The following is a 21,456-nucleotide window of genomic DNA, read 5'->3' on the forward strand; positions in this document are numbered from 1 at the left end:
TAGGACATCACCCTTTCACGGTGGCGACCGGGGTTCGAATCCCCGTGGGGACGCCAGTTTCAAAACGGACTCTGCTCCTGGCAGATATCCAGAGTTTCATGGGGCCATAGCTCAGCTGGGAGAGCGCCTGCATGGCATGCAGGAGGTCAGCGGTTCGATCCCGCTTGGCTCCACCACTTCGACATTAGGCCGTCGAAAGTTCTACAACTTGAAGTTTTCGTGCGTCCCCATCGTCTAGAGGCCTAGGACATCACCCTTTCACGGTGGCGACCGGGGTTCGAATCCCCGTGGGGACGCCAATTCTTGAAAACCCCGGCTTCGGCCGGGGTTTTTCTTTGCCTGTGATTCCTGGGAAGGCCCTATCCACGCATGGCGTGGATCTACTGCAGGGCCCGGGTAGATCCACGCCATGCGTGGATGGCTTCACCCCGCCCACGGCTCAGAACCGCCGATACATCCCGATCGATGCCGGCGCAGTCGGTGCGAAACCAAACTGTGCATACAGCCGATGCGCCTCGCCATCGGCCAGCAGGCTGACGTACGCCGACGGCGGCAGGTTGGCCTGCATCCAGCCGTCCAGCCGCCGCATCACTTCCTTGCCCAGGCCCTGCCCCTGCAAACGCGGCAGCACCGCGATATCACAGACCTGCAGGTGGCAGCCGCCATCGCCGACGATACGGCCCATCGCCACAAGTTCTGCACCCTGGTAAGCGCACACGCCGAACAACGTATTGGGCAGCGCGCGGGCGGCTGCTTCGCGGGACTTGGCGCTGAGGCCTGCGAGCACGCGCAACTGGCAGTAGTCCTCGACCGTGGGTACGGCTTCGCGGAACTGGCAGGTGATGGAACCATTCATGCGGCATCTCCGGATGGGTCGGGCTATCCTGCCGCATCCACGTCGCAGCCGCTGCGACCCAGGCCCAAAGAGTCCCATGTGCTATTCCGCCCTGATCCGCGCTGACTACGCCAAGCTGGTACGCGAGTTCGGCGCCATCCTGTCGCTGGAGGACTTCGCCGAGCTGTACGCACACGATCCGGGCAAGAAGCGGCCGAAGACCCCGAAGGCGATGGATGACGGATTCGCCGGTGCGCGTACCGAACAGGGGCGGGACATCGTGGCGAAGATCCAGCAATGGCATGCGCAGGAGCAACAGGCACTGGAGGCCGAACTGGCCCGGCAACGCGAACGACGCGATATTGCCCATGCCACGCTGGCCACCCGGCCCACGCAGAAGGCGCGCAACGACCTGCGCGTGGCCGGCAACCGCATCGAGCGCGCACAGGCCCGGCTGGAAGACCTGCATCGGGTGCAGCTGCTGCCGCGTGACAACCGCATTTTCCCCGGCACCTACGCACCGGTGATGGTCAGCGAGAACGGCCAGCGCGTGATCAGGCCGATGCGCTACCAGTGCCGGCTGCCGGACAAGCCGGCGCGCAACGACGTGCTTTACCCCGGCACTTACAATGCGCGGCGCGACAGCCTGGAAGGTTACTGGCGGGGTGCGTTCGGACTGCGCCATGGCGTGGTGGTGGTACAGGCGTTCTACGAGCACGTGCCCCGCCACGCCATCGCCGGCCGCACCCTCGGTGCCGACGAAAAGGAACAGGACGTGGTGCTCGAATTCCGTCCCGATCCGCCCCGCGACCTGCTGCTGGCCTGCCTCTGGGCAGAATGGGAAGGACCGGAAGGCCGCCTGCTGTCGTTTGCCACGATCACCGACGCACCGCCCAGCGACGTCGCCGCTGCCGGGCATGACCGCGGCGTAGTGCCGATCCGCAAGGAACACCTCGACGCCTGGCTCAACCCCGAACCGGATGACCTGGCGCGCCAGTACCGCATCCTCGACGACCGCGAGGAGATCCGCTACGTGTACAAGGAAGCGGGCTGAGCGCCGGACGCAATTGAAAAACTCCGCCTGGGCGGGGTTCCTGGATCAGGGGTTGCCGCCGAACATCGCAGACGCGAGCATTCAGCCGTCGGCAGTATCCCCCTGCCGGTCCGTGGCGGACGGCTCAGGCCTTGACGCTGGAGCGACCCACCGCTCGCGCCAGCGCGCGTGACAGATCAGCCGACAGGTACGGCTTGACCAGCAGCAGGCCGGCCAACATCGGCGCCGGCAGCTGCTCGGCCAGCATCCCGGTGGCCAGCACGAACGGAATGCCACGCGATGAAAGCGCTGCAGCCACCGGCTCACTGGTCTCGTTGCGGGCCAGCCGGTAATCCAGCAGGGCCACGTCAGGAGTGCTCTGCTCCAGCAGCCGCAGGGCCTCGGACACACTCGCTGCGAGGCCAACCACGACCGCACCGGCATGCACCAGCTGCATCTGCAGCAGGGCCGCGCTCATTTCGTCGTTCTCGACCACCAGCACCCTCAGGTCCTGCAACACTGTCATCGGCTACCGCTCCTGGAGGCAATTGCACGCTGGGAGTATAGCTATCAAGGGGCCAATGCCGACAGAAACCGCCCTCATAGGCCCTCCTACTATGCATCGCCTGCCGACCTCGGTTACACTCGCACGCTGCCTGCCGGTGTGGCGGAATGGTATACGCAGCTGACTCAAAATCAGCCGGGGGTGACCCCATGAAGGTTCGAGTCCTTTCACCGGCACCACTGCATCAAAGGCCAGGTCCATGACCTGGCCTTTTGCATTTCCCGGGCCAGAGCGCCGACACTGGCAGGCATGCCCCAGCATGCCCTGCCCGCGCGCTGCCCCTCCTGCGGGCGTCCGACGCCGTCGCCCGGTCCCACTACTTCTCGCTGCCAGGCGTGATCGAGCACACCAGCTGGGGCGACGTTTCCGAACGGGCGATGGCGCTGCAGATCGCCCGCCATCTGCCTGACGCATCCGATCAGCGCCGGGCGCTGGGACGCCAACACCTGCAGGCGGTCGCCGCGATCCTCGACGGCTGCCCGCAACGCAGTGATGACCTGCTGGCCCGCGACGGCGGCGAGGAATTCATCGCCACCCTGCGAGCGCCTGCGCGCCGCCGTGGAAACCGCCGCCCTGCCCGCCGCTGAGGCCCCATGTGACCATCAGCATCGGCGTAGCCTGGCAGGCTGCGCATGAGCAGGCCGACCCACGATGCCGGGGAACAACACTCCGACCGCCGGGCCTAGACCGCGCGCAGCACCGCCGCGCCATGCAGGTGCCCCGCCCCACCCTGCACGCGGAAGCTGGCCACGGTCTGCAGAAGCTGCGCCGACTGCTCCTCCATGCTGCGCGCTGCGGCCGAGGCTTCCTCGACCAGCGCGGCGTTCTGCTGGGTGCCCTGATCGATCAGATCGACGGCATGGTTCATCTGCTGGATGTCGTCGCTCTGCTGCTGCGCGGCCGTGCTGATCTCGGACATCAGATCACTGACACGGCGCACATTGACCACGATCTCGTCCATGGTGCGTCCGGCGCTCTCAACCTGCGCGGTACCGGCGCCGACATTGGCCACCGACGCATCGATCAGCTGCTTGATCTCCTTCGCGGCACTGGCCGAGCGCTGCGACAGTTCGCGGATCTCGGTGGCGACCACGGCGAAGCCACGCCCGTGTTCGCCCGCACGCGCTGCTTCCACCGCCGCGTTCAACGCAAGGATGTTGGTCTGGAAAGCAATGCCGTCGATCACGCCGATGATGTCGACGATGCGCCGCGAGGACGCGTTGATCACGGCCATGGTCTCGACCACTTCGTGCACCACGTTGCCACCGCGGGCAGCGACATCAGCAGCACCACCGGCCAGCTGACTGGCCTGCCGTGCGTTGGTCGCGGTGCGCTGCACGGTCTCGGCCAGGCCCTTCATCGACACCGCGGTCTCCTCCAGCGACGCGGCCTGCTGCTCGGTGCGCTGCGACAGATCGCTGTTGCCCTGCGCGATCTCGGTGGCACCGACGGCGATGGTGTCGGCGGCGAACTTGATCTGGGCGATGATCGCGGCCATCGCCTCCACCAACGAATTCACGCCCTCGCACAGCTCGGCGATCGGCCCGTTCTTGTCGGCGGTGGCCACGCGCCGGGTCAGGTCGCCCTCCTTCGCGGCCGCCACCACTTCACGGGTCTGCGCCACGGCACGTTGCATGGCCTGGTTCTCATGCACCTGCGCGGTGATGTCGGTGGCGTACTTGACCACCTTGAACGGCTTTCCGTTGAGATCCAGGATCGGGTTGTAGGACGCCTGGATCCAGACCTCGCGCCCGCCCTTGCCGAGGCGCCGGTACTGGCCGGCATCGTATTCGCCACGGCCGAGCTTCTCCCAGAACTGGCGATACTCGGCACTGCCACGATACTCGGGCTCGACGAACAGCGAGTGGTGCTGGCCACGCACGTCGTCCAGGCTGTAGCCGGTGGCGGCCAGGAAGTTGTCGTTGGCCGAAAGGATGCGGCCGTCCATGCCGAACTCGATCACCGCCTGCGACTTGTCGATCGCCGCCAGCTGCCCGGCCGAGTCGGCTGCCTGCAGCTTCTGCGCTGTGATGTCGGTGGCGAACTTGACCACCTTGTAAGGCCGCCCCTGCCGGTCCAGCACCGGGTTGTACGAGGCCTGGATCCAGATCTCGCGCTGGCCCTTGCCGAAGCGCCGGTACTGGCCAGCGTCATACTCGCCACGCCCCAGCCGCGCCCAGAACTCGCGGTACTCGGCGCTGCGCGCCTGCTCGGGATCGACGAACAGGGAATGATGCTTTCCCTGGATCTCCTCCAGCCGGTAGCCCATCGCCTGCAGGAAGTTGTCATTGGCCTGCAGGATGGTGCCATCGAGGGCGAACTCGATGACCGCCTGGACCCGGTGCAGCGCCGCGACCTGGGCTTCCAGCTCGGCACGGCCATCGGACACGGCCTCGGCGCCGGTGCGGTGCTGGGGCGCCAGCGCGCCCAGCAGGGCACGCCACGGCGACCAACGGGTATGCAGCTCGGCCGGCGCCTGCGCGCCCGCCGTGAAGCCTGGAATGAGCATTGTCTGATCCTCGGTGTCCGGTAAGCGGTTGCGACCCGACGGGCGGGATGCCCGCCGGCAACTTCAGGTGCCAGGGACTACAGGTGCCAACCGGCACCTCTCGAGCGACTGCCACGAACGTCTGCTGCGGGTGCGATCGGCATCTGGGAGCGGCGGAACACACAGCGCGGGCCCCATCGGGGACGGCCTGGGGTCCTGCGGCGGGTGACTGTAGCGGGATCCAGAGGGAGTATCGGCGAGGGGATCAGTGGCTTTAGCCGGATTACGCGACGTCCGTCGCAACTTCAGATGCGGCTGCAGGGACGCGGTAGACAATCGCGATGTACTTCACATTCTGCTCACGCTCGGCGGGGCACGGGGTGTCGTCACGGAACATATCGCGCGTTGCCGCCGTCACTGGGCATAGCCTTGCCCGGCACGCCGATGCAGTTCAAGCCCAAAAGGTTTGCATGACCAACGGGCGATTCCATGGCAGGTGAAAATGGCCAGCATGCAGCGAACCGCAGGACGCTCACTGACACGGAGATCGCATGTTCCCACGCTTGGCCAGCCTCTTGATCCTGGGCCTGTGCAGTACCGGCGCCCTCGCTGCCGATGCCACCTATCGGCCCGCCTTCCAGCCGGACCAGCTGAAGGGGCCGCCTGCAGGGCGACCGAACGAGGTACTGGTACTGGGCACCGCCCACCTGTCTGGCCTGCCCAAGTCCTTCCAGCCCGCCTTGCTTGAACCGTTGCTGCAGCGACTGGTCGCCTGGAAGCCCGGGCTGATCGCCACCGAAGACCTGTCCGGCCTCCAGTGCGATTCCATGCGTCGCTACCCGGAACGCTATGCGGAGAGCGTGGCCACCTACTGCTTCGACACCACCGCTGCGCAGGCTGCCACCGGCCTGGACGTGCCTTCAGCGAACGCCCAGGCCGAGCGCCTGCTTGCGACCTGGCCGGACGAGCCGACGCCCGCCCAGCGTCGTCGGCTCGCCGCATTGTTCCTGGCTGCGGGCGAACGCGGCTCGGCGCAGGTGCAATGGCTGCGCCTGCCTGCGTCCGAGCGCAAAGCCGGCGATGGGCTGACGCCGGCCCTGGTCGAGATCCTCGGCAAAGGCCTGGTCCGCCGCAATGAAACCAGCCTGATCGCCGCCGTAGTTGCCGCCCGCCTCGGGCATGAACGGCTGTGGGCCGTGGACGACCACACGGCCGATTCTCCCACACCGGCAGAGGATAAGGCGGCGGCCAGTGCAGCCATCACCGGTGCCTGGAACAATACGTACTTGCGGGCGCGACGGGAGGCCGATGAACGCCTCGTGGCCAATCTGGACAAGCCCGGTGGCGTCATGGCGCTGTATCGGGATTACAACAGCCCGGCGGCAGCGATGGCAGCGTACCAGAGCGACTTCGGCGCGACGCTCGTCGAGCCGTCCTCCAAGGCGTTCGGCCGGATGTATGTCGGTTACTGGGAAACCCGCAACCTGCGCATGGTCGCCAACATCCGCGACGTGCTGGGCCTGCACCCTGGCAGCCGAATGCTGGCCATCGTCGGTGCCTCGCACAAGGGCTACTACGAGGCCTACCTCAATCAGATGCACGACGTGCAGCTGGTCAGTACGGACGCAGTATTGCGTTGACCAGGATAGGTGCCGGCCATGCGCTGGCACTATCCTGCAAGGCCCGTCTGCAGGTGCCGACATGCTGAAAGTGATCGCCGAGGATTTCATCCATCCCGAAGCCGTGGATACCGTGCTTCCCCTGTACCGCGAGCTGGTCGCATGCACGCAGCGAGAGCCGCTCTGCCTCGGCTATGAACTGTTCGTCGACCAGAAGGACCCCGGGCATTTCGTCTTCATCGAGCAATGGCCGGACCGCGACGCACTGGATATCCATTGCGCCAGCGAGCACTTCCAGCGTCTGGTGCCTCAGATCAACGCGTTCCAGCGCGCACCGTGCCGGGTCCTGCTGATGGACGCCGCACGGGTGTAGTGCCGGAAGCGAGACGCCCGCCGACGCTGCGGCCATGCCGCCACAGCAACAGGCAGGCTGCAACCGTGCACGCCAGGCTCAGGACCAGCAGCGCGACCGCGCCTTGCTGCAGCACGGGCAACAACGCCTGCGCGTACGGGTCGCCGCGCAGCTGTTCGGCGCGCAGGCAGGTGGCCAGCGCCAGGCACCAGCCGATCAGGGCCGGAATGAACATGCGCACCGCAACCGGGTTCCAGGCATTCATGGGTTCACCTGCTTGAGTGGAGATGCGCGCAGTATTCGCGCGCGTCCTCTCACAGGCTGAGATCAGTCCTGGGCGGCATCGGCATCGTCGCCTGGAAGCCCCGACAGCTCGCCCTGCACCTGCACGTTGTTGCGCCCCAGCGCCTTGGCCCGGTAGCACTGTGCATCGGCAGCGGCCACTGCCTGGTCCACGCTCATGCCCCCCGCCAGGGGCGCGATGCCGATGCTGGCACCGACCCGCAGCCGGTGCTGATCCCATGGAATGGACAGCGCTGACAGGGTCTGCAGGAGCTCACCGCCGATCCGTGCGGCACGACGCGGCGTACACCCGGACAGGATCACCGCGAACTCGTCGCCGCCCAGCCGCGCCACCACGTCCGAATCACGCACACCATGTCGCAGCACACTGGCCACCGCCCACAGCACCGCATCGCCGGCTAGGTGGCCCCAGGTGTCGTTGACCGGCTTGAAGCGGTCCAGATCGATGTACATCAGCGAGGCGGCCTGCCCGGTGCGCTCGACGCGGGTGATCGCCTGCTGCAGGTGCACCTCGAAACCGCGGCGGTTGCTCAGTTCGGTGAGTGGATCGATCTCGGCCAGGTGGCGGGCTTCGCGCTGCCGCGCCCGCTGCTGGGTGTCGTCGCGCAACACCCACACCGCGCCGCGCACATGGCCTTCGTCATCGCGCAGCCAGGCCCGCGTCAGATCCACCGGCACCGTTGCCGTGCCCAGGCGCAGCAGCAGGTCGGCATGCAGGTCCACCGCGTTGCTTTCCGGGTCCAGGAGTACCTGCACATCCAGCACCGAGCCGGGCGCGTACTCGGTGGTCAGCGCCAGCACGTCCTGCACCCTGTGCCCGGCCAGCGACAGCGCGCCATCACCGGCCAGGGTGCGTACCGCGGCCGCGTTGGCATAGTCGATGCGGCCGTCAAGGTTGACGCTGAGCACCAGGTCGGCCACCGCATCCAGGGTGATGCGACTGCGCTGTTCGCTCTCGAACAGGCGTTGCTCACTGCTGCGCTGGGCGGTGATGTCCTGGATCTGCGACACGAAATGCAGTGGCTGGCCATGCTCGCTGCGCACCAGCGACACTGACAGCCGCGCCCAGATGATGCGGCCGTCGCGGTCGAGATAGCGCTTTTCAAGGTGGTAATGGCTGCGCCGTCCGGCCAGCAGGTCCTGCACCAGGGCCAGGTCGGTCTGCAGGTCATCGGGATGGGTCAGGCGCTGGAAGTCGACCTGCAGCAGCTCTTCGCGCGGGTAACCCAGGATCCGGCACAGCGCATCATTGACGTCCAGCCAACGCCCCTCCAGCGACACCAGCGCCATGCCCAACGCCGCCGACGTGAATGCACCGGCGAACTTCTCCGCCGACAGCCGCGCCTCAGCCCGTGCCTGCAGGATCTCGGTGATGTCGATGGCCATGCCGACGTAGCCGATGCGTGCGCCATCGGCACCTTCCATGCGGCTGATCGACAGGCGCACCTGGCGTGGCAGACCCTCCTTGCGCAGCAACGTCCACTGCCGCGAGTAGGTCTGCCCGTCAGCGCGAGCACTGAGCGCTTCGAACACGTCGGGAAGGTTGCCCTCGGCATCGGCCAGCGGCTCCAGCCAGGCTTTCAGTTCCTCCGGATCGTGGAACGCATCGAGCCGGCGCTGGCCGACCACCTCCGCTGCGCTGTAGCCCAGCAGGCGCTCCGCACCCGTGTTGAACAGGGTGATGGTGCCATCGGTATCGGTGGCGATCACCGCTACCTCATCGGACGCATCGACCACGGCCTGCAGGCGTTGCCGGGTCTCGGCCGCGTCCTGCCTCGCCTGCTGCAGCTCGGTGACGTCAGCATGCGCGCCGGCCATCCACAGCGGCTTGCCCTGCCCATCCCATTCGAAGACCCGCCCGCGGTCCTGGATCCAGATCCACTGCCCGTTCTTGTGGCGCATGCGCAGCAGGCAGGCGTAGTTGTCGCTGCGGCCTTCGAAATGCTCATCCAGCGCCGCATCGGACAGCGCGATGTCATCGGGATGGACCAGCTTCAGGAACGTCTTCTGGCAGATGGGTTGCAGCTCTTCCAGGCGGTAGCCGACGATCTCAGCCCAGCGCGCGTTGACCCGCATCTCGCCGGTCTGCACGTTCCATTCCCAGGTTCCCGCGGCGGTACCGTCGATGATCATCGCCAGGCGGCGACGCTCTTCCGCCAGCTCCTGCAGGCGGCGCTCCAGCAGTCCATTGCCGTGGGTGCCCTGGCCCGGCATCAATCCGGTCCCCTGCCGGCACGGGCAGGCGCCGACCGCAGCGGAACGCTGCGGCCTGCAACGAAGATGGCGGGTCGTGCTGGCGTCATGGCCCTCCCCAGCAACAGCGGGGTGGCCGGACGCCTCCCCTCAAGCGCAAGTGTGCGCAATCACGGGGAAAATCGACAAGTCCCCCGCCACGAATCAAGTGTGACGGGGAACGCGGTCCTCAACCGCGCTTGGCGCGGGCGAAGGCCTCGGCCAGGGCGTTGTTGGCCGGCGGCGCGGACGCGGCGGGACGGCCGCCATTGCCTTGGCCCCGGTTCGGCCCGCGGTTCTGGCCGCCTGCATCGCGGCGCGGACCCTGCCCATGGCCGCGCTCATCACGCTGGCCCGGGCGGCTGGTCGCTTGCCCGGGGGTATCGTCCAGGCGCCGGGTCAGGGCGATGCGCTTGCGCGCCACGTCCACCTCCAGCACCTTCACCTTGACGATATCACCGGCCTTGACCACGTCGCGCGGGTCCTTCACGAACGTATCGGAAAGCGCCGAGATGTGGATCAGGCCGTCCTGGTGCACACCGATATCGACGAAGGCACCGAAGGCCGCCACGTTGCTGACCACACCCTCGAGCACCATGCCCTCGCGCAGGTCCTTGATGTCCTCGACGCCCTCGGCGAAGCGTGCCGCCTTGAACTCGGGACGTGGGTCTCGGCCCGGCTTCTCCAGTTCCTTGAGGATGTCACGCACGGTCGGCACGCCGAAGGTGGCATCGGTGAACTGCTCGGCCTTCAGGCCGCGCAGGAAGCTGCCATCACCGATCAGCGCCTTGATCGGGCGCGCGGTGCTGGCCACGATGCGCTCGACCACCGGGTAGGCTTCCGGGTGTACCGCCGAAGCATCCAGCGGCTCATCACCGTCGGCAATGCGCAGGAAGCCCGCGCACTGTTCAAAGGTCTTCTCGCCCAGGCGCGCGACCTTCAGCAGGTCCTTGCGGCGCTTGAACGGGCCGTTCGCATCACGGTGGCGCACGATGTTCTCGGCCACCGTGGCCGACAGGCCGGACACCCGCGACAACAGTGCAGCCGAAGCGGTGTTCACGTACACGCCCACCGCGTTCACGCAGTCCTCCACGCGGGCATCCAGCGCGCGCGCCAGGCGGTACTGGTCCACATCGTGCTGGTACTGGCCGACACCGATCGCCTTGGGTTCGATCTTCACCAGTTCGGCCAGCGGGTCCTGCAGGCGGCGGGCGATCGACACCGCCCCACGTAGCGACACGTCCAGCCCCGGGAACTCCCTGGCCGCGAACTCGGACGCCGAATACACCGACGCCCCGGCCTCGCTGACCACTACCTTCTGCAGCTTCGGGTTGGCAGCGGCCTTGATCGCTTCACCAGCCAGCTTGTCGGTTTCGCGGCTGGCGGTGCCGTTGCCGATCGCGATCAGTTCCACGTTGTGCTTGGCGCACAGCTGCTTGATCGTCTGCAGCGACTGCTCCCACTGGCGACGCGGCTCGTGCGGGTAGATGGTGTCGGTGGCGACCAGCTTGCCGGTGGCATCGACCACGGCGATCTTGCAGCCGGTGCGGATGCCCGGGTCCAGTCCGAGCACGGTCTTCGGGCCGGCGGGTGCCGCCAGCAACAGGTCCTTCAGGTTGTCGCCGAACACCGCGATGGCTTCGGCTTCGGCCTTTTCGCGGGCCTGGTTGAACAGGTCCAGCAGCAGATGGGTGTGCAGCTTGGCGCGCCAGGTCAGCCGGCACGCATCCAGCAGCCAGCGGTCGGCGGCACGGCCCTGGTCGGCGATGCCGGCCTTGCGCGCCACGCGTCCTTCGGCGTACTGATGGCCAGCCTCGGCATCGCTGCCCGGGTCCAGTTCCAGGAACAGGATCTCCTCGCGGCGCGCACGGAACAGTGCCAGCAAGCGATGCGACGGAATCTTCGCCAGCGCCTCGGCATGCTCGAAGTAGTCGCGGTACTTGGCGCCCTCGGTTTCCTTGCCCTCGGCGACGCGGGCACGGATCACCCCGGTCTCGCCCAGCCAGGTGCGCAGTTCACCGACCAGCGCGGCGTCTTCGCCCCAGCGCTCCATCAGGATCGCGCGCGCGCCTTCCAACGCTGCCTTGGTGTCGGCTACGCCCTTGTCGGCGTCGACGAAGGTGGCCGCGAACGTCTGCGGGTCCTGCGTCGGGTCGGCCAGCAGGCCATCGGCCAACGGCTCCAGGCCGGCCTCGCGGGCGATCTGCGCACGGGTGCGGCGCTTGGGCTTGTACGGCAGGTACAGGTCTTCCAGCCGGCTCTTGGTGTCGGCGGCCAGGATGTCATTGCGCAGCTCGTCACTGAGCTTGCCCTGCTCGCCGATGCTGGCCAGCACCGCCGCACGGCGGTCCTCCAGCTCGCGCAGGTAGGTCAGCCGGGTTTCCAGGTTGCGCAGCTGGGTGTCGTCCAGGCCACCGGTCACTTCCTTGCGGTAGCGCGCGATGAACGGAACGCTGGCGCCTTCGTCGAGCAGGCCGACTGCGGCGCGTACCTGGGCGGACTGGGCACCGATCTCGTCGGCGATGGTCTGGGCGATCTGCTGGGCGAGCGCGCTCTGGGCGTTCTTGGCGTCGTGCATTGCTTCAGGTCTGTGCCGCGTTTCGGGAAGCCCCCATTCTGGCAATCCGCGACGGAGCCGGACAAGGCATTGACAGGGGGCGAGGTTCAGCGGCGAAGCCGGATTGGACGCCGGCATCCTGGCAAAGAGCGGGCTCGGACTGGCCCGGGGCTGGGATGCCGGCGCGGGCGCGCGATGGTGGGCGCGCCCTGCCGCGTGTTGCGTCGGTCAGCGGTAGTGGCGAGCGGCGCGCTGCATGACGATGTCGTCACGCATGCCTTCCAGGGCCATCAGGCGGACCTTGCCGACACCCTGCAGTTCCATGAACCGCTCCGTGTAGAACTCCGGCCCCAGCGCGGTGTCGGCGCGGGATTTGCTGAAGCCGTAGGGCACCACGCCCTTCTCGCCATCCTTGCTACCACCGACATAAAGAACGATTGCCATGTGATGTATTCCTCCAAATTGCTACTGCGTACTGCGTTCGATGAGCGATGCTGCGAGCTCATCGAGGGAGAGCTTACCGCGTCGAACCTGACTGGAACGTCACGAAGGCTAATGACGATCGGTTGCATGCAGATGACTGCGGGATCGCTGCAGAATGCTTACGGATCTTTAACTTCCGGCTAACGAATCGGTGGGGGATTCCCGCCAACGGCGCAGCCCCTCGTGGGTGGTTTGGTTGGTCGCGGAAAGCCGGTTTCCTGTGGGCTGGCCGGGAGGGTGGGTAGGCCGGGGACGCCGTGAACCCAACCCGACCGACCAGCGCGAGGGTTTTGCATTTGACAACCAGGCATCACCACCCACGAGGGGCTGCGCCGTTGGCTGGAAACTACGGCCACCAACCACGCCCGAACCGGGCGAAATGATCGGCCGCGCGCTCGAACGGGTTGCGCGCGCTCACCCCGCCGCACAGCAGGTACACCGGCAGGTACAGCGGCCCCAGCACCATGTACTGGTAAACGTGCGCGCGCTCGTGGTCGTCCAGCCGGATCAGCGGCTCCACGCCCCACCCCGCCTGATGCGCATAGGTCCGGCAACAGATGCCGAGGTCATGGCCGGTATGCAGGATCACGTTGCCCAGGGTGATCGCACCGCCCGGCCCCCACGGCCAGTGATCGAACACCACGGCGCAGTCCCGCCCGCTCCAGCGCAGCGTCGCGCCGCCAAGCATGCCGGCCAAGCCGCCGATCAGGCCGATCAGTGTGTTGGGCAACGTCCATGCGGCGCCCAGCATCTGCAGCGCGCGCAGCCAGAGCGGCCAGGATCGAGCGGCGGTGTTCAATCCGCCTCGTTCGGAATCAGCAGCCACAGGATCAGGTAGATCAGAATGCCGGGGAAGGCGGCCGAGCCGATCGATACCAGCACGAACACGATCCGCACCAGGGTGGGGTTCCAGCCGAAGCGATGGGCAATGCCGCCCATCACGCCGGCAATCATGCGGTCGTTCAATGAACGCGACAGCGTCTTGGGCGTGGTGTTCACGGCGGTGTCTCCTCGGCTTGCGGGCAGAATCAGTCGAGCACGCCGCGACTCTACACCGCCTCCGTGTCTACGGCGTGCGGAGACGCAGCGCCTGCAGGCGCGCACCGAACCAGGCGGCCGCGGTCTGTTCAGGCTGCCCCGGGCACTGGATGCGGTAAGGCTTCCCGCTCATGCTGCTCTGGCTGGCGGCGCGCTCGATGAACTGCTCGGCGCTGTCCACCATGTCCTTCTTCAGCAGGTAGTCGTACTTGCGCTGCAGATGGGCGCGCGCATCGCCGCCGTCGTACCAGCTGCCATTGCGCTGGAAACGGCACTGCGAGCCGTCCAGGCTGGAAATCAGCTGGGCGATCTCCCGGCGTGCATCGGCACTGGGTGCGGCGTGGGCAAATTGTGCTGCCAGCAGTGCCGCAAGAATCAACGAAATCCGGTACGTCATCATCCCCCCAGGTCAGTCGAGCATGGCTCGACTCTACAGGTCACGCGCCTTCAACCAGCCATCGATCGTGGCCGGCACTTCGCGCTGGGCGCGGCCGGACACATAGATACCAATGTGGCCACCGCGGAAACTGGACTCGGTGTAGTCGTCCGTACCCAGGCGCCCACGCATCGCGCGCGAGGCGTCCGGCGGTACCAGATGGTCCTGCTCGGCATAGATGTTCAGCACCGGCAAGGTCACCTGCGACAGATCCACGGCTTCCTCGCCGATCCGCACCGTACCGTTCACCAGGCCGTTGCCCTGGTAGAACTGCTTGATGAAGTCACGGAACGCCTCGCCCGCCAGGTCCGGCGAATCGAAGATCCATTTTTCCATGCGCAGGAAATCCTCCAGCGCCGCCTTGTCGTCGAGGATATCGAGCAGACCGACGTACTTCTGCACGTTCAGGCGGAATGGCTTGAGCATCAGGTAGCTGGCATTCATCAGGTCAGCCGGTATGTTGCCCAGCGTATCCACCAGCAGATCCACGTCCACCTGCCGCGCCCAGTGCGAGAGCATGTTGTCGGCCGTCTGGAAATCGACCGGGGTGACCATGGTGATCAGCTTGCCCAGCTTCTCCCGGCGCAGCGCGGCATAGCACAGCGCGAACACACCGCCCTGGCAGATGCCGAGCAGGTCGATCGGGCCGCCACTGCGCACGCGCAGTGCATCCACCGCACCATCGATATAGCGCAGCAGATAGTCCTCCAGCGTCTGGAAGCGCTCCGAACGATCCGGGTAGCCCCAGTCCAGCACGTACACGTCCTGCCCGAGCGCCAACAGCTTCTGCACCAGGGAGCGGTCGGCCTGCAGGTCGACCATGTACGGCCGGTTGACCAGTGCGTAGACGATCAGCAGCGGCGTGCGCCGGGTCGGCGCCTGTTCGCCGACGAAGCGGTAGAGCACCACCTTGCCGTCGCGCCACACTTCCTCGCGGGCGGTCACGCCATAGTCAACGTCTTCCACCTGCGGCAGCAGCTTCAGCCCTTCCATCAGCTTGCGCTGCATCGCCAGGGTTTCCTGCATCAGGTCATCGGCGTTGAAGCCCAGCGGTCCCTTCATCGGTCACGTGCCCGTGAGGTGGTGCGAGATTCGGACTTTTTGGCAGCCGCCTTCTTTGCCGGCGCGGCCCTCTTCGCGGCCTTGCGGGCGGCTGGCTTCACCTTCGCCGGCGTCGGCTGCGCCACCGGATCGACCGCAGCGGTTCCAGCCAGCACCGCCACTTGTGCCTGCAGCCGGCGCAGGCCGCGCTCCAGCTCGGCGATGCGGCGGTGTGCGGCATCCATCTCGCTGCGGGTCGGCAGGCCGATACGTTCACTCATCTGTTCCACCTCGCGCTGCAGGCCGGCGCGCAGACGCATCTGCGCGTTGCCCAGCGAGGCGTACACCTGCTGGAACGGTTCGGACATGGCGACCTTGGCGTAGGCCTCCTCGGCCACTTCGATCCACAGGTCGAACATCGCGCGGGCGCTGGTCAGCTGGCTGCCCGGCTGTTCGTGCTCGGCCAGGCGCTGCTCGAACAGCGCAAATGCCTCGTCCAGTGCCCGCTTGATCTGGTCGACATAGGCGCGCGAATGCTGCTGGTATTCTTCCTGCGCACGCAGCAGGGCCTGCCAGCGCGCCTGGTGCTCGCGGCCGGGGCCGAATGCCGGGCTCTGCAGCCACGGGCCCGCCTGCAGCTGGAACTGCTGCAGCCATGCGGCGAATTCAGGTACTGCGGCACCGGCGTGGGTGCTGCCGCGGGCGCCCTGCAGCATCCATTGCAGCATGCCGTCGCCCTGCCCCTGCACCGCCTCGCGCCAGGCCTGGGCCACGTCGGCACTGCTGGCGTCGCGGCCGGCAAACCGAGCGGCGACCTCCTGCATGGTGCCGTACCAGCTGCCCGCCTGTTCGCGGAACCGGCGCATGGCATCTTCCGGCGCGCCGGGCGCCTGTTCGGGCAGCAATTGGCCCCACCAGTCAAACAACCGTTGCCAGCTGCCGGGGTCGTCACCGGCAGGTGCAGCGGGCGCGCCCGCATGGCGCAGAGCATCACCCCAGGCGCCGAAGTACTGCCGGGCCAGCGTCTCGAAATCGCTGCTGCCGGCATCGTGGGCCGAGCTGGTCATCGCAGGCCTCCGCAGGGCTGGCTCATGGCTTGGGGATACGCAGGGTCTTGCTGATCATCAGCGACCCGGACAGGGCAAACAACAGCACCATCGGGTGCAGCTGCCACGGTCCGATCTGCCACTGGCCGAACCAGATGTTCTGGCCGACGGCATCGGTGCCGGCGGCGATCGCCAGTACGATCACCAGCACCAGGCTGGTCGGGATCGGGGTGCCCTCGAAATACGTGACCTTGCCCTCATCGCCGGTCATTGCCTCGGCTGTGACGTTGTAGCGTGCCAGGCGGCTGACGCCGCAGCAGACGAAGTAGCTCAGCACCAGCCAGTCCCAGCCACCCTGCATGCCGCAGGCATAGGCCAGCGCCGCTGGGGCCACCCCGAAGGAGATCACGTCGGACAGCGAGTCCAGCTCGCGGCCCAGGGTGGAGCTGGACTTGCGCCAGCGCGCGATGCGCCCATCAAGGGCGTCGAAGATGAAGGCCAACGGGATCAGCGCCATGCCGAACAGCAGGTAGCCACGCTCGCCGTCCTGCAGGAAGCGCATGGCGGCAAATACCGCACCGGTGCCGCAGAAAGCATTGGCCAGGGTGAACCAGTCGGCCAGCTGGAATTCGCGCAGCATCGAGAAGTGACGTTTCATGGGGACTCACGGAGCATCAAGGCCCACAGGTTACCGCGAGCGCCGTCGCTGGTGACAGCGCTGACGGGGCCCACCCTTCACCGCCCCCTCACCCGCCCTCACCGGCGGTGAATTTTTCGCCACCCATCTTGACAGCCTAGGGGGGTGGCGCCTGTCGCGGCTTATCCACAAAGTTGCCCACGCGTAATCCACACCCCCTGTGGACAACCAGATCTCACCGACTGCGACGGTGGACATTTCCTCATCACCCTGACGCGGGGTTTCCCTACTTCCCAAGCCGCGAGGTCGGCGCTATGGTCACCGGCGGGCCCGCCGCCGCCACGCGCGATTCCTGGTGACGGGCGATGATGATGCCGGATGCTTCCACCCTGGCCGCGCAGCTGCGAAGGCCCCGCCGCAGCGCCGCACTGGCGGTCAACACCCTGTGCTTGTACTTCCGCCTGCTGCTGGCGCAGCGGCGCTGAAGTGGTAGAGCCGGCCGCTGGCCGGCTGCCCCTGCCATTCCGGAGTGCCGGCCAGCGGCCGGCACTACCCAGCGTGCACCCGCCGCCAACGCGCGAAGCACAACACCTGCAGCACCAGCATGGCCAGCAACCCCAGCGGCCACGCCCACCACACGCCGGCCAGCCCGTGCTGCGCCTGCATCCACATCGCCAGCGGCAGTTCCACCAGCAGCACCGCTGCCATACCCGGCAACGCTGGCAACCATACCGTGCCGCTGCCGCGCATCACCCCGACAAGCACCGCGCTGATTCCCATCGCCAGCACGCCCCACACCACAGTGCGCAGCTGCAACGCAGCCAGCTCGCGCACGTCGGCTGCCGCCAGGATCAGCCCGGTCAGCCCGCGCGCCAGCGCCACAACCAGCACCACCACCACGCTCAGCGTCGCCAGCGCCACCAGCACACCAGTCCGGGCGATGGCCGGCAGCCGTGCTGTACGCCCGGCGCCCATCGCATGCGCCGCGAGGATGGTGGCGGTGATCCCCAACGACATTGCCGGCAACTGCACCCAGTTCATCAGCTGGTTGACCGCACCGTAGGCGGCCGTAGCGGTGTAGCCGTAACGGTTGATCCAGCCCAGCAACACGATTTCGGCGACGGCCAGGCTGAGCATCTGCAGCGAGGAGGGTATGCCGATGCGCAGCATCGATCGGATGATCGCGCCATCGAAACGAATGGCATGCAACAACTCAGGGCCCGGTGCCAGGGGATGTCCTGCCCGATGCCAACGCAACAACAGCCAGCCCAGGGCCAACAGCGAGGCAAACGCCGCCGACACCGCCGCACTGGCCGATCCCAGCCGCGGCAGGCCGGCCCAGCCCAGAATCAGCAGCGGCGTGCACAGCAGGCCCACCGCCGTGGCCAGCAGCAGCGCATGCAGCGGCGTCTTCGCATCGCCTACTGCGCGGCTCACGGCAGTGGCCAGCCACAGGAGGAAGAACGCCGGCGCCGCCAGCAGCAGCACGCGCGCGTAGACGATGGACTCACCGAGGATCGGTGCCGGTGTACCCAGTGACATCAGAAGCTGTGGTGCGAAACCGCTCCCCAGAGCCATCACCAGCACCGACAGCACAAGGATCAGCGCCACCGCACTGCCAGCCACCGCGCGCACCTGCTGCGGCCGACCCGCGCCCCAGGCGTGCCCGATCAGCACCATCGCGCCGGTCGCCAGGCCCATCACCAGGGCCAGCAGCAGGAAGAAGACCGGGAAGAACGCAGCGGCCACGGCCACCGCCTGGGTACCGAGCAGATGGCCGAGGTAGATGTTGTCCAGCGTGCCTGCGGCCAGCTGCAGCGCATTGGTCAGCAGCATCGGCAGCAGCAGGGCCAGGTAGGTGCGCCACAGAGGCGGCGCGACCAGGGGCGTGGGATGTACAGGGGAGTTCATGGGGTTCTCTGGGCAAGGCGCTGCCCTGCCCGGCGTTTCCACCAGCAAAGCAAGCACAGGGGACCGGGCCGTGGCCCGCGATCAGGTGGCGCCGCCGTTCAACGACGGCGCGATGGATCAGCCGTCAGCGCTGTCGAACGCCAGACGCAGGGCGTGGTCGCGCACATCCCTGGGCCAGGAATGCAGCACCGCTTCCAGGCCCGCACGGTCGTGCGCGAACAGCACGCGGATGGCCTCCTCGAAGCCCGGCAGGTCACCGGCGATGGTCTGCAGGAAGAGATAGGCGCGCTCGGCATCGCGACGCCGGCGGTCCTTGTCCGCACCGGCGCGGCTGGCCGCCTCCACCAGTTTTCGCAATGCCACCGAGGCGCCGCCCGGCTGCTCGGCCAGCCAGGCCCAATGGCGCGGCAGCAAGGTCACTTCACGGGCGACCACGCCCAGCTTGGGGCGGCCACGGCCACGCGGGGTCGCAGCGTCTTCGGCAGTGATTTCGGCATCCGCCTCGCCAGAGGGGGAAAACGCTTCGGTTACCCGCGCCAGCAGTTCCTCGTCACTGCCGCGCGTATCGAAATCGCGGGTGCGACCGGTGGCGTTGTCGAACACCAGCAATGGGCCGGCAGCGTTGTCGGCGCGCAGCCGCTTGAGCGCCAGTGCCGCCACTTCCGGGCTGCCGCAGGCAACGAGGCGATGGCCGTCGAAACAACTGAAGGGAGGGAGTCGGGACGCAGGCATGGCAATGGCATCAGAGGTGATGCGCGAATATTGCCCGGGTAATTTATGGCTGTCAATATTGCCCGGGTATTAATCGACCAAAAGAGCGTGCCAACCCAGATTGGCACTCCCCGGAATGGTTGGCACCTCCCCGATTCACCGGGTCACAGCCGGCTGTAGGACCAACTGACCATGCGCCCGTCCTTGTACGGCATCACGCCGTGGAACGGGCGCGGGTCGGCGTCGAACACCAGCGGCAGGAAGTTGCGGTCGCCTTCCCACATCGGCAGCGTGTCCAGCTTGTCCAGATCTACCCACTCCAGCGTACCTTCGTGGTTGCCGCCGTGCGGGGTACCTTCGAAGCTGTCGATGACGAACACGAAGCCCAGCCAGTCTTCGCCGTGCTTGCCGAAACCGGGCCAGCTGAGAGTGCCGCGCAGGCGCATGCCGGTGCAGTCGATGCCGGCTTCCTCGGCAATCTCGCGGCGCATGCTGGCCGCCACGTCCTCGTCCGCTTCGATCTTGCCACCCAGGCCGTTGTACTTGCCGAGGTGATGGTCACCGGGGCGCGTATTGCGATGGATCATCAGCACCTGGCGACGATCGGGCGACAGCACATAGCCCAGAGTGGCGACGATCGGGGTGTACGGCATGGGGCGGCATCCAGCGGCAGGTCAGCCCTGGATTATGGCCGATCAGCGCACGAGCGACAGGCGGCGCTCGGCAGGCGCACCGGCGCCATCGGGGTCACGGCGCAGCGTTGCGACGCCGTGGCCGCGCTCGGCCAGGTATTCCAGCCACTTGCCGAGGAAGGTGTTCATCCGCATGCGGTGACTGATCAACTCCGCCGGCGGCGGGTACAGGCCCATGGTGTCCTGCCAGCGGCGGCCGACGTAGCAATGGGTGGTTTCGGCCTGGCGCGCGTCACGGTACAGGCGAACATAGGCCGAGGGATCCGGCTCGCCGGTGACCGGGTCGGCAATGTCGTAGGTCAGCCGCAGTTCCACCGTATAGCGGTGGCACTCGATCACGTCCAGGCGGACATCCAGGCCGTCGCCGATCGAGGAAATGTAGCTGCCCGCCGCCAGTCCCGCCGGTTCGAACAGGCGCACCAGATGGCGGTAGTTCTCCGCGTACAGGCCCATGAGCCAGCTCAGCCGGCTCAGGCGGGGAATGCGTTCGGTACGGGGCAAGGCTCGGGCCATGGGTCGATCCTACACGTTGGTGCTTCAACGTGGGGGCGCCTCAAGCCACAGCCAACCCGACGGTCGCTTTCATCGTGGTAGTGCCGGCCGCTGGCCGGCAGCCCCGCAGTGCGAAAAGGATCAATACAGCTCGCGCTGCAGCCCCAATGTGGCCAGCACCTTGCTGGAAATCTCCTCGATCGAGGTGTGGGTGGTGCTCAGGGTCGGGATCCGCTCCATGCGGAACATGGTCTCGGCCGCGGCCACCTCGCGCTTGCAGGTGTCCAGGTTCGCGTAGCGCGAGTTCGGACGGCGCTCCTGGCGGATCTGCTGCAGGCGGTCCGGATCGATGGTCAACCCGAACAGCTTGCGCCGGTAATTGCGCAGGCGCGGCGGCAGGCGGTCGCTTTCCAGGTCCTCGTCGGTCAACGGGTAGTTGGCCGCGCGCACCCCGTAATGCAGGGCCAGGTAGATGCAGGTGGGCGTCTTGCCGGCGCGCGACACCGCCACCAGGATCACGTCGGCATCGTCATAGTTCACTGCGATGCCGTCGTCATGGGTCAGGGCGAAGTTCATCGCGTTGATGCGGCGGTGGTACGTGTCGAAATCGACCATGCCGTGGGCCTGGCCGACCCGGGCCAGGCGCGGGCTGGCCAGTTCGCGCTCCAGCGGCTCGATGAACGGCGCGAACACATCCAGCATCAGGGCACCGCTGTCGGCCAGGATCAGGCTCAGGCTCTGGTCCACGCAGGAGTTCACCACGATCGGCCGGACCTGGTACCGCTCCCCCGCCGCCTGGATCCGGGCGCAGGCTTCACGCGCTTTTTCAGGGTCGTCGACAAACGACATCCGATCGGTAATGAAGCTGAACCCGGAGAACTGGGTCAGCAGGCTATGCCCAATGGTTTCAGCGGTGATACCGGTTCCATCGGAAACGTAGAACACCGGACGGATGGTCGACATGCGCGCTTTTACCCCCTACGAA

21 protein-coding genes, 4 tRNA genes and 1 pseudogene (1 of these 26 only partly in view) are annotated in these 21,456 nt (G+C 67.0%); 8 read left to right on the forward strand and 18 right to left on the reverse strand.

All coding sequences use genetic code 11. From position 1 onward, the window contains the following. From PEM_RS20400 to PEM_RS10270, 3 genes are all read left to right on the forward strand, one after another. A tRNA-Ala gene (locus PEM_RS20400) sits at nt 1-56 on the forward strand (it extends 194 nt beyond the left edge of the window). A 44-nt stretch (nt 57-100) separates the two neighbouring features. Continuing rightward, nucleotides 101-176 (forward strand) — tRNA-Ala (locus PEM_RS10265). Nucleotides 177-223: 47 nt separating this feature from the next. Then, nucleotides 224-299, forward strand: a tRNA-Glu gene (locus PEM_RS10270). Between the two features lie 140 nt (nt 300-439). Here PEM_RS10270 and PEM_RS10275 read toward each other — a convergent pair. Then, the gene (locus PEM_RS10275) at nt 440-856 is read right to left on the reverse strand and encodes a GNAT family N-acetyltransferase (protein ID WP_053500686.1); all 417 of its coding nucleotides are present in this window, start codon (nt 854-856) and stop codon (nt 440-442) included. Nucleotides 857-932: 76 nt separating this feature from the next. Here PEM_RS10275 and PEM_RS10280 point away from each other — a divergent pair, with 76 nt between their 5' ends. Further along, nucleotides 933-1,889 carry an SOS response-associated peptidase family protein gene (locus PEM_RS10280; protein ID WP_065178515.1) on the forward strand — a complete coding sequence of 319 codons (957 nt, stop codon included), beginning with the start codon at nt 933-935 and terminating at the stop codon, nt 1,887-1,889. 124 nt (nt 1,890-2,013) lie between these two features. On the opposite strand, the gene PEM_RS10285 is transcribed toward PEM_RS10280, so the two are convergent. After that, nucleotides 2,014-2,394 carry a response regulator gene (locus PEM_RS10285; RefSeq protein ID WP_069138248.1) on the reverse strand — a complete coding sequence of 127 codons (381 nt, stop codon included), beginning with the start codon at nt 2,392-2,394 and terminating at the stop codon, nt 2,014-2,016. 132 nt (nt 2,395-2,526) lie between these two features. Here PEM_RS10285 and PEM_RS10290 point away from each other — a divergent pair. Next, a tRNA-Leu gene (locus PEM_RS10290) sits at nt 2,527-2,612 on the forward strand. A gap of 255 nt (nt 2,613-2,867) precedes the next feature. Then, a pseudogene (locus PEM_RS20600) lies at nt 2,868-3,085 on the forward strand (GGDEF domain-containing protein); the annotation flags it as partial. Between the two features lie 30 nt (nt 3,086-3,115). On the opposite strand, the gene PEM_RS10305 reads toward PEM_RS20600, so the two are convergent. Beyond that, nucleotides 3,116-4,942, reverse strand: a complete 1,827-nt coding sequence (locus PEM_RS10305) for a methyl-accepting chemotaxis protein (protein WP_069138247.1) — start codon at nt 4,940-4,942, stop codon at nt 3,116-3,118. Nucleotides 4,943-5,472: 530 nt separating this feature from the next. On the opposite strand from PEM_RS10305, the gene PEM_RS10315 reads away from it, so the two are divergent. Both PEM_RS10315 and PEM_RS10320 read left to right on the forward strand, forming a co-directional pair. Next, on the forward strand, nt 5,473-6,561 hold the full coding sequence (locus PEM_RS10315) for a DUF5694 domain-containing protein (RefSeq protein WP_111128831.1): 1,089 nt from the start codon (nt 5,473-5,475) through the stop codon (nt 6,559-6,561). 61 nt (nt 6,562-6,622) lie between these two features. Then, nucleotides 6,623-6,913, forward strand: coding sequence for a putative quinol monooxygenase (locus tag PEM_RS10320; protein ID WP_111128833.1), 291 nt, complete (start codon nt 6,623-6,625; stop codon nt 6,911-6,913). Here PEM_RS10320 and PEM_RS10325 read toward each other — a convergent pair. From PEM_RS10325 to PEM_RS10395, 15 genes are all read right to left on the reverse strand, one after another. After that, nucleotides 6,855-7,157: a hypothetical protein gene (locus PEM_RS10325; RefSeq protein WP_032954271.1), complete on the reverse strand. Its 303-nt coding sequence runs from the start codon at nt 7,155-7,157 to the stop codon at nt 6,855-6,857. The genes PEM_RS10320 and PEM_RS10325 overlap by 59 nt on opposite strands. A gap of 62 nt (nt 7,158-7,219) precedes the next feature. Then, nucleotides 7,220-9,409, reverse strand: a complete 2,190-nt coding sequence (locus tag PEM_RS10330; protein WP_065178518.1) for a PAS domain S-box protein — start codon at nt 9,407-9,409, stop codon at nt 7,220-7,222. 208 nt (nt 9,410-9,617) lie between these two features. Beyond that, a complete protein-coding gene (locus PEM_RS10335) occupies nt 9,618-12,005 on the reverse strand; it encodes a Tex family protein (protein WP_111128834.1) in 2,388 nt (795 codons plus the stop codon). A 207-nt stretch (nt 12,006-12,212) separates the two neighbouring features. Further along, the gene (locus PEM_RS10340; RefSeq protein ID WP_005417149.1) at nt 12,213-12,428 is read right to left on the reverse strand and encodes a hypothetical protein; all 216 of its coding nucleotides are present in this window, start codon (nt 12,426-12,428) and stop codon (nt 12,213-12,215) included. Nucleotides 12,429-12,813: 385 nt separating this feature from the next. Then, complete coding sequence (locus tag PEM_RS10345) at nt 12,814-13,218, reverse strand: hypothetical protein (RefSeq protein ID WP_088123871.1); 405 nt, start codon at nt 13,216-13,218, stop codon at nt 12,814-12,816. Nucleotides 13,219-13,262: 44 nt separating this feature from the next. Further along, nucleotides 13,263-13,466 (reverse strand): PspC domain-containing protein, encoded by a 204-nt coding sequence (locus PEM_RS10350; RefSeq protein WP_005417153.1) that lies wholly within the window; start codon nt 13,464-13,466, stop codon nt 13,263-13,265. Between the two features lie 67 nt (nt 13,467-13,533). Beyond that, the gene (locus PEM_RS10355) at nt 13,534-13,902 is read right to left on the reverse strand and encodes a YfeK family protein (RefSeq protein WP_032954276.1); all 369 of its coding nucleotides are present in this window, start codon (nt 13,900-13,902) and stop codon (nt 13,534-13,536) included. Nucleotides 13,903-13,935: 33 nt separating this feature from the next. After that, nucleotides 13,936-15,003: a class III poly(R)-hydroxyalkanoic acid synthase subunit PhaC gene (gene phaC, locus PEM_RS10360; RefSeq protein ID WP_005417157.1), complete on the reverse strand. Its 1,068-nt coding sequence runs from the start codon at nt 15,001-15,003 to the stop codon at nt 13,936-13,938. Further along, nucleotides 15,000-16,049, reverse strand: a complete 1,050-nt coding sequence (phaE, locus tag PEM_RS10365; RefSeq protein ID WP_005417159.1) for a class III poly(R)-hydroxyalkanoic acid synthase subunit PhaE — start codon at nt 16,047-16,049, stop codon at nt 15,000-15,002. Before phaE ends, phaC begins: the two co-directional genes overlap by 4 nt. Before the next feature lie 22 nt (nt 16,050-16,071). Then, on the reverse strand, nt 16,072-16,686 hold the full coding sequence (locus PEM_RS10370) for a phosphatidylcholine/phosphatidylserine synthase (RefSeq protein WP_005417164.1): 615 nt from the start codon (nt 16,684-16,686) through the stop codon (nt 16,072-16,074). Nucleotides 16,687-17,214: 528 nt separating this feature from the next. Then, nucleotides 17,215-18,576: an MATE family efflux transporter gene (locus PEM_RS10375; protein WP_111129260.1), complete on the reverse strand. Its 1,362-nt coding sequence runs from the start codon at nt 18,574-18,576 to the stop codon at nt 17,215-17,217. Nucleotides 18,577-18,693: 117 nt separating this feature from the next. Further along, nucleotides 18,694-19,308: a DUF2239 family protein gene (locus tag PEM_RS10380; protein ID WP_032954272.1), complete on the reverse strand. Its 615-nt coding sequence runs from the start codon at nt 19,306-19,308 to the stop codon at nt 18,694-18,696. Nucleotides 19,309-19,451: 143 nt separating this feature from the next. Next, nucleotides 19,452-19,940: an 8-oxo-dGTP diphosphatase gene (locus PEM_RS10385; RefSeq protein WP_005417168.1), complete on the reverse strand. Its 489-nt coding sequence runs from the start codon at nt 19,938-19,940 to the stop codon at nt 19,452-19,454. Nucleotides 19,941-19,982: 42 nt separating this feature from the next. After that, the gene (locus PEM_RS10390; RefSeq protein WP_032954273.1) at nt 19,983-20,492 is read right to left on the reverse strand and encodes a DUF1249 domain-containing protein; all 510 of its coding nucleotides are present in this window, start codon (nt 20,490-20,492) and stop codon (nt 19,983-19,985) included. A 120-nt stretch (nt 20,493-20,612) separates the two neighbouring features. Continuing rightward, the gene (locus PEM_RS10395; protein WP_005417170.1) at nt 20,613-21,434 is read right to left on the reverse strand and encodes a pyruvate, water dikinase regulatory protein; all 822 of its coding nucleotides are present in this window, start codon (nt 21,432-21,434) and stop codon (nt 20,613-20,615) included. Nucleotides 21,435-21,456: the final 22 nt, after the last annotated feature.

Origin of the sequence: Stenotrophomonas sp. Pemsol, from assembly GCF_003586545.1 — a bacterium.
GTDB classification, from domain to species: domain Bacteria; phylum Pseudomonadota; class Gammaproteobacteria; order Xanthomonadales; family Xanthomonadaceae; genus Stenotrophomonas; species Stenotrophomonas sepilia.

What these genes read in the sequence shown, in the direction of transcription:
- PEM_RS10380 (WP_032954272.1), bottom strand. Translation starts at nt 19,308, where the DNA reads ATGCCTGCGTCCCGACTCCCTCCCTTCAGTTGTTTCGACGGCCATCGC.
- PEM_RS10375 (WP_111129260.1), bottom strand. Translation starts at nt 18,576, where the DNA reads ATGAACTCCCCTGTACATCCCACGCCCCTGGTCGCGCCGCCTCTGTGG.
- PEM_RS10305 (WP_069138247.1), bottom strand. Translation starts at nt 4,942, where the DNA reads ATGCTCATTCCAGGCTTCACGGCGGGCGCGCAGGCGCCGGCCGAGCTG.
- PEM_RS10370 (WP_005417164.1), bottom strand. Translation starts at nt 16,686, where the DNA reads ATGAAACGTCACTTCTCGATGCTGCGCGAATTCCAGCTGGCCGACTGG.
- PEM_RS10390 (WP_032954273.1), bottom strand. Translation starts at nt 20,492, where the DNA reads ATGGCCCGAGCCTTGCCCCGTACCGAACGCATTCCCCGCCTGAGCCGG.
- PEM_RS10280 (WP_065178515.1), top strand. Translation starts at nt 933, where the DNA reads ATGTGCTATTCCGCCCTGATCCGCGCTGACTACGCCAAGCTGGTACGC.
- PEM_RS10285 (WP_069138248.1), bottom strand. Translation starts at nt 2,394, where the DNA reads ATGACAGTGTTGCAGGACCTGAGGGTGCTGGTGGTCGAGAACGACGAA.
- PEM_RS10320 (WP_111128833.1), top strand. Translation starts at nt 6,623, where the DNA reads ATGCTGAAAGTGATCGCCGAGGATTTCATCCATCCCGAAGCCGTGGAT.
- PEM_RS10330 (WP_065178518.1), bottom strand. Translation starts at nt 9,409, where the DNA reads ATGCCGGGCCAGGGCACCCACGGCAATGGACTGCTGGAGCGCCGCCTG.
- PEM_RS10315 (WP_111128831.1), top strand. Translation starts at nt 5,473, where the DNA reads ATGTTCCCACGCTTGGCCAGCCTCTTGATCCTGGGCCTGTGCAGTACC.
- phaC (WP_005417157.1), bottom strand. Translation starts at nt 15,003, where the DNA reads ATGAAGGGACCGCTGGGCTTCAACGCCGATGACCTGATGCAGGAAACC.
- phaE (WP_005417159.1), bottom strand. Translation starts at nt 16,049, where the DNA reads ATGACCAGCTCGGCCCACGATGCCGGCAGCAGCGATTTCGAGACGCTG.
- PEM_RS10395 (WP_005417170.1), bottom strand. Translation starts at nt 21,434, where the DNA reads ATGTCGACCATCCGTCCGGTGTTCTACGTTTCCGATGGAACCGGTATC.
- PEM_RS10345 (WP_088123871.1), bottom strand. Translation starts at nt 13,218, where the DNA reads ATGCTGGGCGCCGCATGGACGTTGCCCAACACACTGATCGGCCTGATC.
- PEM_RS10340 (WP_005417149.1), bottom strand. Translation starts at nt 12,428, where the DNA reads ATGGCAATCGTTCTTTATGTCGGTGGTAGCAAGGATGGCGAGAAGGGC.
- PEM_RS10275 (WP_053500686.1), bottom strand. Translation starts at nt 856, where the DNA reads ATGAATGGTTCCATCACCTGCCAGTTCCGCGAAGCCGTACCCACGGTC.
- PEM_RS10385 (WP_005417168.1), bottom strand. Translation starts at nt 19,940, where the DNA reads ATGCCGTACACCCCGATCGTCGCCACTCTGGGCTATGTGCTGTCGCCC.
- PEM_RS10335 (WP_111128834.1), bottom strand. Translation starts at nt 12,005, where the DNA reads ATGCACGACGCCAAGAACGCCCAGAGCGCGCTCGCCCAGCAGATCGCC.
- PEM_RS10325 (WP_032954271.1), bottom strand. Translation starts at nt 7,157, where the DNA reads ATGAATGCCTGGAACCCGGTTGCGGTGCGCATGTTCATTCCGGCCCTG.
- PEM_RS10355 (WP_032954276.1), bottom strand. Translation starts at nt 13,902, where the DNA reads ATGACGTACCGGATTTCGTTGATTCTTGCGGCACTGCTGGCAGCACAA.